General features: G+C 52.2%; 12 protein-coding genes, 1 pseudogene and 1 riboswitch. Of the genes and pseudogenes, 11 read left to right on the top strand and 2 right to left on the bottom strand.

Annotation, left to right across the window (positions count from 1 at the left end; genetic code table 11):
- On the bottom strand, positions 1–71 hold a 71-nt coding region (locus tag LK536_RS54360), incomplete at its 3' end, for a DUF6783 domain-containing protein (protein ID WP_506092247.1).
- Between LK536_RS54360 and LK536_RS54365 the strand changes: the two genes are divergently transcribed.
- The 3 genes from LK536_RS54365 to malQ all read left to right on the top strand — a co-directional run bounded on the left by LK536_RS54365 (position 51) and on the right by malQ (position 2766).
- Positions 51–146: a hypothetical protein gene (locus LK536_RS54365; protein WP_506092242.1), complete on the top strand. Its 96-nt coding sequence runs from the start codon at positions 51–53 to the stop codon at positions 144–146. The two genes, LK536_RS54360 and LK536_RS54365, sit on opposite strands and share 21 nt — an antisense overlap.
- Positions 147–188: 42 nt before the next feature.
- Positions 189–1079: a helix-turn-helix transcriptional regulator gene (locus tag LK536_RS54370; RefSeq protein WP_008719693.1), complete on the top strand. Its 891-nt coding sequence runs from the start codon at positions 189–191 to the stop codon at positions 1077–1079.
- A gap of 163 nt (positions 1080–1242) precedes the next feature.
- Positions 1243–2766, top strand: coding sequence for a 4-alpha-glucanotransferase (malQ, locus tag LK536_RS54375; RefSeq protein ID WP_227795879.1), 1524 nt, complete (start codon positions 1243–1245; stop codon positions 2764–2766).
- Positions 2767–2832: 66 nt separating this feature from the next.
- Here the strand turns inward: malQ and LK536_RS54380 are convergent, their stop codons facing one another.
- Positions 2833–3402, bottom strand: coding sequence for a GNAT family N-acetyltransferase (locus LK536_RS54380; protein WP_120055308.1), 570 nt, complete (start codon positions 3400–3402; stop codon positions 2833–2835).
- Positions 3403–3533: 131 nt separating this feature from the next.
- Positions 3534–3609: riboswitch (Fluoride riboswitch) on the top strand.
- A gap of 48 nt (positions 3610–3657) precedes the next feature.
- Between LK536_RS54380 and LK536_RS54385 the strand changes: the two genes are divergently transcribed.
- The 8 genes and pseudogenes from LK536_RS54385 (at position 3658) to LK536_RS54420 (ending at position 13256) form a co-directional block, all read left to right on the top strand.
- The gene (locus LK536_RS54385) at positions 3658–4857 is read left to right on the top strand and encodes a cation:proton antiporter (protein ID WP_227795770.1); all 1200 of its coding nucleotides are present in this window, start codon (positions 3658–3660) and stop codon (positions 4855–4857) included.
- A 99-nt stretch (positions 4858–4956) separates the two neighbouring features.
- Positions 4957–6522: an N-acetylmuramoyl-L-alanine amidase family protein gene (locus LK536_RS54390; RefSeq protein WP_227795769.1), complete on the top strand. Its 1566-nt coding sequence runs from the start codon at positions 4957–4959 to the stop codon at positions 6520–6522.
- A 505-nt stretch (positions 6523–7027) separates the two neighbouring features.
- Entirely contained in the window at positions 7028–8698 is a 1671-nt protein-coding gene (locus LK536_RS54395; RefSeq protein ID WP_040380217.1) for a putative manganese-dependent inorganic diphosphatase, read from the top strand.
- Positions 8699–8708: 10 nt separating this feature from the next.
- A complete protein-coding gene (locus tag LK536_RS54400) occupies positions 8709–9353 on the top strand; it encodes a flavin reductase family protein (RefSeq protein WP_227795768.1) in 645 nt (214 codons plus the stop codon).
- A gap of 115 nt (positions 9354–9468) precedes the next feature.
- Positions 9469–9954: pseudogene (locus tag LK536_RS54405) on the top strand (shikimate kinase); the annotation flags it as partial.
- Between the two features lie 391 nt (positions 9955–10345).
- Positions 10346–11368, top strand: a complete 1023-nt coding sequence (locus LK536_RS54410) for a LacI family DNA-binding transcriptional regulator (RefSeq protein ID WP_227795767.1) — start codon at positions 10346–10348, stop codon at positions 11366–11368.
- A gap of 211 nt (positions 11369–11579) precedes the next feature.
- A complete protein-coding gene (locus LK536_RS54415) occupies positions 11580–12608 on the top strand; it encodes a tripartite tricarboxylate transporter substrate binding protein (RefSeq protein WP_120055310.1) in 1029 nt (342 codons plus the stop codon).
- Between the two features lie 165 nt (positions 12609–12773).
- The gene (locus tag LK536_RS54420; RefSeq protein ID WP_008719674.1) at positions 12774–13256 is read left to right on the top strand and encodes a tripartite tricarboxylate transporter TctB family protein; all 483 of its coding nucleotides are present in this window, start codon (positions 12774–12776) and stop codon (positions 13254–13256) included.
- Positions 13257–13259: the final 3 nt, after the last annotated feature.

Here is a 13259-nt window from a genome sequence, read left to right on the forward strand (position 1 = left end):
GCTACGCTGACTGAATCGGGGCCAAATATACCGCGAAGTGGGGCGTGCAGATGGCGGGAATGAATTTTCAAACAGGCTCTAGTACGTTTGTCTGTATTATAGTGTTATATGATAAGAAAATCTTGCATAATTATGTCTATATATAGTACAATACTATCAAAATAAAAGGACAGGGAGGGATTATCCGGTTGGATGGGCATGTAAGTCTGCATTATTATGATTACCATGAGATTAAGGAACATGCGGGAAGGGATTTCCCTTTTAATATCTATCCCTGTTCCATACCTTTTGATTTTAAGCTGGTTCCGGTCCATTGGCATGAGGAGATGGAGATTATATCCGTTAAAAAGGGACGGGGTCTGGTTACGGTGGATATGGTTCCCTATGAGGTGGGGATGGGGGATGCGGTTGCTGTATTTCCGGGGCAGCTTCATGGAATCAGCCAGACAGGCGGGGAGACAATGGAGTATGAGAATATCATATTCCGTCCCTCCATGCTCATGACGGCTGATGAGGATGTGTGCACGGCAGAGTTCCTCTTTCCCTTGTCCGAGGGCCGGATTAAAAGCCCGGTCCATATGAAGGCGGGCATGGGGAATTATATATATCTGTCGGAATGCATCAGGCATCTGGATGTATTGTGCAGGGATAAGCCGTATGGCTACCAACTGGGGGTTAAGGGAGAACTGTTCTCACTTCTGTGCCTTCTGGCGGCGGAAAGCCTTCCTGCTAACGGGGAGCGCCCCAGTAAATCCAGGGAAAAGATGAAGCTGCTCCTGGGATATATTGAAGAACATTATGGCGAGCGGATTACCGTGGAGGATGGAGCAGCCCTGTGCTTTTACAGCAATTCCCATTTCATGAAGTACTTTAAGCGGTATATGGGAATGCCTTTTACACAATACCTTAATGATTTCAGGCTAGAAAAAGCAGCGGGATTCCTGCGCACCACATCGCTGCCAGTGACCGATGTTGCACAGAAGTGCGGTTTTGATAATATTTCCTATTTTAACCGCCTGTTCCGTAAAAAGTATCATGGGACGCCGGGGGAGTACAGGAAAGATGGGGATGCGGACTAGAGCGTGTTTGAAAATTGCTTTCCGTCAGCTGTGCGTCCGGCCGCTGCGTATGGCTGGTCTGCCGTGGTCTTGTATCTGGGAGGAAACTGTGATACAATTAAGCGGCATTTTCCAGTGGGTTGGACCGGATTCAACCAGGATTGGAATAAAGGAGATGAATGGGATGCGGGAATGTGGAATGCTGCTTCCGATTGCCAGCCTGCCTTCGCGGTATGGTATCGGGGCATTTTCAAAGGAAGCGTATGATTTTATTGATAAATTAAAGGCGGCAGGACAGCAGTACTGGCAGATCCTGCCTTTGGGACCTACCGGTTTTGGGGATTCGCCTTACCAGTCCTTTTCGGCCTTTGCAGGGAATCCATATTTCATTGATTTGGAGAAGCTGACAGAGGAAGGCCTGCTGACAGAAGAGGAATGCCAGGCAGTGGATTTTGGAAGTGATGACAGGGACATTGATTATGGAAAACTGTATGACGGCAGGTTCCCGCTTCTCAGGAAGGCGTATGAGAGATGGAAAAACGGGCTGGCAGACGCAGTCCATGAACCTGCAGTCCATGGACCTGCAGCCGAAACCCTGGGCGATGAGACCAGGGAATACTGTTTTTATATGGCGGTTAAGAACTTTTTTGGTTCTAAGAGCTGGAACCTGTGGGATGAGGATATCCGCCTCAGGAAACCGGAGGCAGTGGCTGCTTACCGGGAAATGCTGTCAGACGAGATCGGTTTCTATGAATTCCAGCAGATTAAGTTTGAGGAGCAGTGGGGCAGCCTGAAGCGGTATGCCAATGGGCAGGGAATCCGGATCATAGGGGATATCCCGATCTATGTTGCATTCGACGGCGCGGACAGCTGGTCCCATCCGGAGCTGTTCCAGTTTGATGCGGATAATATGCCGGTGGCGGTGGCCGGATGCCCGCCTGATGGATTCTCAGCCACGGGACAGCTGTGGGGGAATCCCCTTTATGACTGGGAATACCACAAAGAGACCCGGTACAGGTGGTGGATGGACCGCATGGCTTACAGTTTCCATCTCTATGACGTGGTGCGGGTGGACCATTTCCGTGGTTTTGATGAATATTATTCCATTCCTTATGGGGATAAGACAGCGGAATACGGGCACTGGGAGAAGGGGCCGGGAATCGGCATATTCGAGACCATGCAGCAGCGGTTTGGCGGTCAGGACCTGCCTATCATTGCAGAGGACCTGGGATTCCTTACCCCCACTGTCCTGAAGCTGGTAAGGGACACCGGGTTCCCAGGCATGAAGGTGCTGGAGTTTGCCTTTGACGATACAGAGGACAGCGCCTATCTCCCCCATAAATACGGTGAGAACTGTGTGGTTTATACGGGAACCCATGACAATGATACCCTGGCAGGGTGGTTTGCATCCATGAATGACAGGGATAAGGCATTTGCAAGGGAGTACATAGGAAACCGGTATACGCCTGAGGAGGAGATACACTGGGATTTCATCCGGCTTGCGCTTGCCAGCGTGGCCCGGCTGGCCGTGATTCCGGTACAGGATTACCTGGGCACGGGAACGGAGTCCCGGACCAATGAGCCGTCGACACTGGGTAAGAACTGGAGATGGAGGATGCGCTCCGGGGATCTGGATGAGACGCTGATAGGAAAATGCAGGCGTATGGCAAGGATATATGGCAGGCTGGGGACTTCCGGCTCAGACTGATGGACGGGATATTTCCTTCGCAGACATACGGCCGGACTGCCTTTGCATGAATCCGGCGGCTGGAGTTCAGGATGGAATGCATCCATTTCCTAATTCAGGATAAGGGATTAATCTGCCGGGAACATCGGGATGGTCCCCAAGCATTTTTTCCATCCAGATCATATCCCACCATTTTCCCAGCTTATATCCGCACTTTGTAAAATGACCGACTGTCCGGTAGCCCAGCTTCTCGTGGAAGGAAATGCTGCCCGGGTTGGGGTAGGCAATACAGGCATTGACATTGATGATATTCTGCTGCTTCAATATATCTTCCAGGGCGCCGTACAGCCGGGTACCGATTCCGGTTCCCCTGGCGTCCTCTGATACGTAGATGGAAACCTCCGCGGACCAGTCATAGGCGGCCCGTGGGTGGAATGCGGATGCATAGGCATAACCCATGGCAATCCCGCTGCATTCAGCCACAAGATAGGGGTACCGGGCCAGTGTGCGGGAGATGCGGCTTCTGAAGTCTTCCAGGGTGGGAACCGTATATTCGAATGTTATGGCTGTCCTTTCAACATAGGGGGCATAGATGGAGAGAAGGGCAGGTGCGTCGCTGACAGAGGCGGTGCGGATGGTGATGGGGGATGGGTGCATGGTCTTACTCCTTTCCGATGGGAATACAGTTGGATTTTACCCCATTCTAGCACTTAATCCATATTTTTTCTACTGTCAGAAAGTAAGAATTATGGATTGACAACTGATTCCCAATAGGATATAGTAGAGATTGTTTACAGGGGAATGAGGTTCTCCCTTAGTGTCATACTAAAACCGCTTATTTAAGCTGATGACTTCTGTGTGATTTCACGCAGGAACCATCGGCTTTTTTTGCGCTTTCAGGAGGAATGGGATATGCTTTTAAGTATTGCGTACATGTTAATGGTGGGGATGGCTGCGGGCTGGGCGTGCAGGAGGCTGCGGCTGCCGGGCCTTGCAGGAATGATTGCCACAGGAATCCTGCTGGGGCCTTATGTGCTGGATCTTATTGACGGCTCCATACTTGGGATTTCAGCGGAGCTGCGCAGGATTGCGCTTATTATCATACTGATGCGGGCAGGTCTGTCCCTGGATGTGGATGATCTGAAGCGGGTGGGCAGGCCGGCCATCCTTATGTGCTTTGTGCCGGCCTGTTTTGAAATCCTGGGCATGCTGGTCCTGGCGCCCAGGCTGCTGGGGATTACCGTGCTGGAGGCCGCTGTCATGGGCGCTGTGGTTGCAGCCGTATCCCCGGCCGTCATTGTGCCAAAGATGATAATGCTCATGGAAGAAGGGTATGGTACGGATAACAGCATCCCACAGCTGATACTGGCAGGGGCGTCGGTGGACGACGTGTTTGTGATTGTCCTGTTCTCGGCGTTTACAGGGCTGGCACAGGGGGGAAGTGTTTCGCCTGTAAGTTTTGTGCAGATACCATGGTCCATCCTGGCGGGTATCCTGGCCGGATGCGGGGCAGGGGCGCTCCTGGCCCTGTATTTCAGATGGGTCCATATCCGGGATACGGCCAAGGTCATCATCCTGCTGTGCATCTCCTTTGTACTGGTGAGCCTTGAGGATGCGCTGAAGGGGACATTTACATTTTCCTCCCTTATCTCTGTCATGTGCATGGGGATTACCCTTCAGAAGCAGCGTGAGACAGTGGCTGGGCGGCTTTCCTTAAAGTTTAACAAGCTCTGGGTGGGCGCGGAAATCCTGCTGTTCGTCCTGGTTGGGGCAACGGTGGACATTCATTATGCCGTGTCAGCCGGGGCTGCCTCCATCCTGCTTATACTGGGAGCGCTGGTATTCCGGATGGCAGGCGTCATGTGCTGCCTTCTGGGGACCCGTCTCAGCCTTAAGGAGCGGATGTTCTGCATGGCGGCGTATATGCCCAAGGCCACGGTCCAGGCAGCCATCGGGGGCGTGCCCCTGTCCATGGGGCTGGCCTGCGGGAATATCGTGCTGACAGTGGCAGTGCTTGCAATCCTGATCACGGCGCCCCTGGGGGCGTTCCTCATTGACCTGACCTACCGGAGATGGCTTACATGCCAAAAGCACCAGCCGGAACAGGGGTAATTATAAAAATTAATGAATTCTTATGTAATTTTCCCCTTTGTCTTCCTGTTATTTTGTTCCGGTTTCTGGTAAAATGAAATCTATAAGGAGGTGGATTGTATGACCGCAAAAAGAGTGATATGGGCAGTGACGGCAGGACTGTGGATGGCATCGGCAGCAGCCGGGACAGCCATGGGAGAGGAAGCTGCGGGCAAAGGCCCGGCATATGACACCGTTACCGAAGGGGTTACAAAGGCCGAACCAAAGGAAAGAGGGCCTGTGGACGGAACCGTTGCAGCAGGCGTGAAGAAGTCCGAAAGCGGCTGGGTAAAAGAAGACGGGGACTGGAGATACAAGGACAGCAAGGGTAATTACGCTGTCAATGACTGGAAGACAAGGGATGGAAAGTCCTATTATCTGGGAAGTGAAGGAATTATAGAGAAGGGCACCTGGATTGCCAATACCTATTATGTGGATGACAGCGGCGCCATGGTCAGGAATACCTGGATCCACGCCGACGGTAAGGACGGACTTAAGGAGGAGGGCTGGTATTACCTCGGCAAGGACGGTAAGGCAGAGGAGGACGGCTGGAAGAACATAGAGGACGGCAGGTACTGCTTTGACAGCGACGGAAAGCTCCGCACGGGCTGGTACTATGAAGGCAACAACATTTATTACCTGGGTGATAACGGCGCCATGGCAAGGGGCTGGAAGTGCCTGGAATTCGATGAGGATAAGCTGCCCCAGGAAGGCGCGGTATCCAGGGAATACACGACTGCGGGCGAGGATGGGAAGTGGTTTTACTTCCAGTCCAACGGCAGGGCCAAACGGGCGGATTCCAAGGACTTTAAGGATGCATCCATTGACGGGAAGAAGTACTATTTTGATGAAAATGGCGTCATGCTTACGGGCTGGCACGCGGTCAAGGCGTCCCCACAGTCAGGCGATGCGGTGGGAATCAGCCGTTTTGTGTACCTGGGCGGACCGGACGACGGGTATCTGGTAAAGGGGCAGTGGAAGGAACTGTCCAGTCATCCGGGGGATTCTGAGGATAAGGGCGTGCTTAACAGGCTGGATTCCTACAAAGGGCCGCAGGAAGGGGATAAGGCGTGGTATTATTTTGAAAATGACGGCGTCCCGGCATATCTTAAGACCACGGCAAGGACCATGAACGGGGCCATTACGAAGATTAATGGGGAAGGTTATTTCTTTGACCAGTATGGATGCAGGCAGAACGGGCTTGTGAAGGTAACGGCCGGTGACACGGTCCTGACCGGATATTTCGGAAGCAGGGATTCTGACGGGAAGATGCGCACCGGCCGGATTGACGGGATTGCGGACGGTTCCGGGGAAAAGCATACGTTTTATTTCAACGCGTCCGGTTCAGGCAAGGGGGCCGGGCTTAGCGGGGAAAAGGACGGGTTCCTTTACTATAACGGGCTTCTTGTGACTGCAAAGGAAGGCACGGACTACCAGGCCTTTAAGGTGGACGGCAAGGTGTATCTGGTGAATACCGCGGGTAAGATACAGACCAATGAGAAGGCTTATAAGGTGGACGGGACATATAAGTACCGCCTGGACGGCGGGGTCCTGTATCACACGGACAGCAGCGGGGCAAAGGGCGGCAAGGTGTCAGGCGGCGCGGCGCTTCCGGTGTTTGAGTGTGACGCGGAGTATAAGCTGTAGGGCGTGTTTGAAAATTGCTTTCCGTCGGCTGGGATGCGGGGGCAGATGAAATCCATGGGCAGAGGGAGTGTGACGGAAGTTGCACCCCTCTGCTTTTGACAATGGATATCCATATCCATGCAAAATGGATACACCATGGCGTATCCCGGCCTATATTCTGGTTGAAAAAAGAAATCTGGTTTGATATACTGAAATGGCGGGAAGAATCGTGAACATGAGGGGGAGTCCATGCCATATGGCACCCCATGACATGAGGAGACCCCGGTTAAACAACAACCGGGGCAATTATGAAAAATCTATGTGCAATTTTACCATTAAACCTGTTGGAACATATCAAGTTCTTATGAAATTAGTATAAAAAATAAATATGAACGAAATGTGAATCCCATGTAAACAGATTATGAAAGATTACAAATTACCATAGTACCATAGACTGCCTGCCATAAACTGCCATGGACCATACCGCCACTGGCAGCCGCGGCTGCAGGGAATTGAGGGAGAGAGAATGGAACAGGAATTGAAAAGAAAGACAATGGTAATCGGGCACAGGAATCCGGATACGGACTCCATCTGCTCGGCTATCTGCTATGCCAATCTGAAGCGCGCCCTGACAGGGGATGAGTATGTTCCGGCAAGGGCCGGGCATGTGAACGGGGAGACACAGTTCGTGCTTAACTACTTTGGGCTGGAGGAGCCAAAGCTGGTGGAGGATGTGAGGACCCAGGTCAAGGATATTGAAATCCGCAAGACCAAAGGTGTGGCGGACAACATTTCCCTGAAAAAGGCATGGAAGATCATGCAGGAGAATAATGTCGTGACCATTCCGTCCGTAAGGCCGGACGGGACCCTGGAAGGCCTGATTACCGTGGGCGACATCACAAAGACATACATGAATATCTATGACAGCAGTATCCTTTCAAAGGCCAATACACAGTATTCCAATATCATCGAGACATTGGAGGCAGATCTGCTGGTGGGGGATGCGGATGTTTATTTTGATAAGGGAAAGGTGCTGATTGCCGCGGCCAATCCGGATCTGATGGAGTTTTACATTGAACCCCACGACCTGGTCATACTGGGCAACCGGTATGAGTCACAGCTGTGCGCCATCGAGATGGGGGCTGCCTGCATCATTGTGTGCGAAGGGGCAGGGGTGTCCATGACCATCAAGAAGATTGCCCAGGACAGGGGCTGCACCGTGATTGCCACCACCTATGACACATACACGGCTGCCCGTCTGATTAACCAGAGCATGCCTATCAGCTACTTCATGACAAGGGAGCATCTGATTACATTTAACAGCGATGACTATACGGACGAGATCCGCGAGGTCATGGCCAGCAAGAGGCACAGGGACTTCCCTATCCTTGATAAGGAGGGAAGATACCTGGGAATGATTTCACGCCGGAACCTGCTGGGCGCAAGAGGCAAGCAGGTAATCCTGGTGGACCACAATGAGAAGAACCAGGCAGTGGCAGGCATTGAAAGTGCGGAAATCCAGGAAATCATCGACCATCACAGGCTGGGCACGGTCCAGACCATGTCACCGGTATTTTTCCGCAACCAGCCCCTGGGCTGCACGGCCACGATCATCTATCAGATGTACCAGGAATCCGGGGTTAAGATTGATAAGGCCATTGCAGGGCTTTTGTGCAGCGCCATTGTGTCGGATACCCTGCTGTTCCGTTCGCCAACCTGTACGCCGGTGGATGAGATGGCGGCCAGGGCCTTAGCCAAGATGGCAGGGCTTGACATTGAGAAGTACGCCATGGAAATGTTCGGGGCAGGCAGCGACCTTAAGGATAAGTCGGATGAGGAAATCTTCTATCAGGATTTCAAGCGCTTTACAGCCGGAAAGGTGCTGATCGGCGTGGGACAGATCACGTCCCTGAACGGCGAGGAGCTGCAGCACCTGAGGGGCAGGATGATTGCATTCATGGATAAGGCCCATGAGGGCAGCGGGCTGGACATGACCTTCTTCATGCTGACCAATATACTGACCGAGTCCACGGACCTGATATGCCAGGGACAGGGAGCGGTCCAGCTGGCGGCCAAGGCCTTCCATCTGGATATAGAAGAAGCCAAGGACCAGGAGGAACCGGTCCTGAACCTTCCGGGAGTTGTATCACGTAAAAAGCAGTTGATTCCGGAGCTGATGCTGGCGGAACAGGATTAGGAGAGAAAATATGTCAAAAGAATACTGGAAGCCAGGCAATATGCTGTATCCCGTGCCTGCGGTGATGATCAGCTGCGGACGGCCCGGAGAGACCCCCAACATCATAACGGTGGCATGGGCGGGCACCATCTGTTCCGACCCGGCGCAGGTGTCCATTTCCGTGCGCAAAGAACGGTTTTCCCATGATATCATCAAGGATACAGGGGAGTTTGTCATCAACCTGGTGAATAAAAGGCTGGTGCGGGCAACGGATTACTGCGGCGTCAGGTCGGGCCGTGATGTGGATAAGTTTGCCGAGACACGGCTTACGGTCCAGGAATCCCGTAACGTGAAAGCGCCCGGGATTGAGGAAAGCCCGGTTAATATTGAGTGTAAGGTGAAGGAAGTAAAGGAACTGGGAAGCCACGATATGTTCATCGCAGAGGTGGTGGGCGTGACCATTGACAACCAGTATATGGACGACAGGGGCAAGTTCAACCTGAACGCCTCCGGCCTTGTGTGCTATTCCCACGGCGAGTATTTTGAACTGGGGAAAAAGCTGGGCAGCTTTGGATATTCGGTGAAGAAGAATATTAAGAAGAGACGCCCCGCGGCATCGGAGGGGAAGACCTCGAAAACCAGGAATCCAAAAAGGAATGGTCCGAAAAAGGGATAGTTTGCAGACCGGAATGGTTTAGAACAGTCATGACGCAGAATAAGAAGGATACGGAATAAAATAGTCCAGTAAGACGACAGACCAGGAGGATACGACAGTGAAACCGAATATTACCATGATTGGAATGCCTTCATCCGGCAAGAGCACCGTGGGCGTGCTGCTGGCCAAGAGGCTGGGATTTTCCTTTGTGGATGTGGATATTGTGATTCAGGAAAAGGAAGGAAGGCTGCTGAAGGAAATCATTGCAGAGGAAGGCATGGACGGGTTCCTGAAGGTGGAGGAGCGCGTCAATGCAGGACTGGATGTGCAGCTTTCCGTCATCGCTCCGGGCGGCAGCGTGATCTACGGCGAGGCGGCCATGAACCATTTGAAGGAAATCAGCGAGGTGGTTTATCTTAAGATGAGCTACGAGGAGATGGAAAAGCGCATCGGCAACGTGGTGGACCGCGGCGTGGCGTTAAAGCCGGGATTTACCCTGCGCGACCTTTACAATGAACGGGTGCCCTATTATGAGAAGTATGCGGACATCACCATTGACGAGGAGGGCAAGACTCCCGGGGAGACCGTGGATGAGCTGAGGGATATCATTGAATCCATGATGGACCGCAGCATGGTACAGCGTATTGTGGAGGAGCAGAAGCGGATACTGGAGGAGAAGGACCGTATTCTGGAGGAAAAGGACAGGCTGCTTCTGGAGTATGGGGAGGAGATTGCAGCATTGAAGGCACAGCTGGAACAGCTGGCGGCTGTACGGTAAGGATACAGGGATACAGGAAAAATCGTGGTACAAGGATGGGCCTGCTTTACAGGGAATGTGAGGCAGGCCTTTTTGACAGGATGCGGGAGTGTTCTTGTTTGTGCAGTATGGACAAAACGTATTGCCTATATTTGGACAAAATGTAGATATTGACGGTCTTGTTCAACTATGGTATGATAAATTTATCACAAGCAAACGTTTGCCGATAACGGATGGTAACGAAAGAGGGTACTATATGGAAGGACAATATGCTACGCTCAAGGATGTGGCGGAGAGGGCGGGAACGACAGCGGCAACGGTATCCTATATCCTGAATGGTTCAACAAAGCGGTATGTAAGCGAGGACATGCGGCGCAGGGTTGAGGCAGCGGCAAAGGAACTGAATTATGTCAAGAGCAGCGCGGCCAGCAGCCTGAAGGGGAAGAAGCGCAAGATCATAGCTGTCCTGGTCCCACAGTTTGCCAACCAGATGTTTACGGAGCTGGTACTGGGGGTGGAGAGGGTGGCTGACCGCTACGGATATATCCTTTCCATCTGCAATACATTCGATGACCCACAGCGTGAACTGGAGATCATCAAGAGGATGCAGGGCCAGCGGGTGGATGGGTACATCATCACCCCCAGCAAGGACGGTGGCAAGAATACACGGCAGATACGCAAGATTGGCGTGCCCATGGTCGTGGTTGACCGTCTGCTGAATATCAGCGAGGACTATTTCCTGGTGTCGGCCCAGAACTATGAGAGTACCTATATGGCTGCGGAGTATCTGTTAAAGAGAGGGCACCGCCACATTGCATTCATTGGGTGGAAGGCTGATTTTGGCGGACTGGAGCGAAGGGAACAGGCATACCGTACCATTCTTGGGGAATATGGGGTTACGGGTGAGGAACAGATTGTATATAACGGTGAATTTACAGAGGAAAGCGGTGAGGAACTGACCGCCAGGGCGCTGGCAGAGCACCCTGAGATTACGGCAGTGCTTTACGCTTATAACATACAGGCCCGGGGAGGCGTGGACTTCCTGTCCAGGAAGGGAATCAGGGTCGGACAGGATCTGTCCGTACTGATCATAGGCGCGCCGGACTGGGTACAGACCGGTAATAATCATTTTACCTGTGTGGACCTGAATGGTACCGGGATGGGAATCATGGCAGCCGAGGTGCTGTTTGATATCATTAACAATGACCAGCCCATTGCACCTTACCAGAAGGTGCAGGAGGCAACATTAAAAGAAGGGGATTCCGTTTGTCAGCTGTAGCATGGCAGACGATTCTTTCTGGGCAATAGGCAAACGTTTGCCGATAAAAAGTTGTTAAGGAATATCTGAATGGGAGGCAGGTATGCTGGCAAGGGCCAGGGCAGCTTTGGCCATATAGTCCATAGGCAATCGTTTACTTACAGGAACACAGGCCATCCCAAAGGGAGGGCTTTGTATAAAATAAGTCTCTTAATATTCAAGGAGGAAAGAAATGAAAAACAAAAAGTCTCTTATGGCGGTAGCGGGAATTGTGGTAGTTGCTTTGGCAGCAGGTGTCATCTATCAGCAGGTGGGTAATAAGACGGATAAATATCCATCACGTGATATCAACATGGTTGTGCCGTGGAATCCGGGCGGATCAACGGATCTTACGGGACGCGCGCTGGCGGACGCCATGGGCAAGAGCATGGGGACCAATATCGTGGTTACCAATACGCCTGGTTCCGGCGGTTCAGTGGGATCCCTGACCGTACAGAAGGCTGAGAAGGACGGCTATAATATCCTGGCAAACGGTATGCTGGCCCTTACGGCGATGCCGGTCCTGGGATACACGGAAACCACACAGAAGGACTGGGATTTCTATCTGGCTACATTTACCCCTAATGTACTGGCCGTGCGCAAGGATTCGCCTTACCAGACAGCCCAGGAGCTTCTGGATGCAATGGAAGCAAATCCCAATGCAATCACGGACGGAACCGGAGGCATGGGTTCCGGCGGACATCTTGGCATTGAGGTGCTCTGTGCGGAGACAGGCCTTACATATAAGCATGTTCCCTACGAAGGCGGAGGAAAGGCAATCACGGCAGCCCTTGCAGGCGAGGTTGATTTCACCAGCCAGCTGTTGGTTGAGATGCAGGATATGTTTATTTCAGGGGACATGAGGGCGCTTGCAAACTTTACAGCGGAAGATATCACCCTGGAAAACGGGACCGTGATTCCGTCCATCCTTAAATTTGTCCCAAGCCTGGAGTCAAAGCTGCCCATGGGCGAGACAACTGGTATCGCGGTTCCAAAGGGCGAGCCGGACTATGTGCTGGAAGCCTTGGACAAGGCCTTTGACGAGGCGCTTAAGAGTGAGGATTTCCTCAAATTCTGTGAGACAAAAGGATTTATCGTAAATGGCATGGGCAGGCAGGAAGCGGCTGCTTATGTTGACAAGCTGGCATCCACGGTTACCTGGACGCTGTATGACTGCGGCGTTGCTGCCATTTCACCGGAAGAATTCGATATAAGCCGTTAAACCTTAGGGCGGGTGCCTGGCGCCTCCCGGCGTAAATACGCCGGGGGCGCTGATTGGGGAATGTGATTGATGAACAGGCCCCTGGGGTCTCCGCTTCCGGAGTGATGGGGCATGTTGGCAATGCGCCCTGGTAAGGGGACAGGCAGGATTAGGAGAGGTGATATTTTGGAAAACAACAAGAAAATGAAGGACTTTATGTCTTCAGCCGTGATTTTTATTTTGGCGCTGTACGTGCTTTTTGAGGGATATAACATATATACGAAGTCAGGAAAGCTGCTGTATCTTTCACCGGCCCTGATTCCGCTGATGCTGGGAACCATCCTGCTGGTTTTATCCATTGTCCTGTTTGCGGAGAGCCTGAAAGAAGGCGGTATGCAGGCCAGGACCGCGGAGATTAAGGACTGGTCCAGGAAGGTGAAGGCGGATCCCAACACCATGCGCATGCTGGTTGGGGTGGTGCTGATGGGACTGTATACATTCGTGCTTCTGGGAATGCTTCCTTTCTGGCTTGCTACATTTTTGTTCATGCTGCTTCTGATGTATTTCCTGGAGGCGGGTTCCATTGTCAAAATCGTGGTTATCTCGGTTCTGGTTACCGGACTGGTCATCTTCCTGTTCCAGGTATGCTTCAGAGTGCCGTTACCATAAAGG

The organism is Clostridium pacaense, from assembly GCF_020709765.2.
GTDB classification, from domain to species: domain Bacteria; phylum Bacillota; class Clostridia; order Lachnospirales; family Lachnospiraceae; genus Enterocloster; species Enterocloster hominis.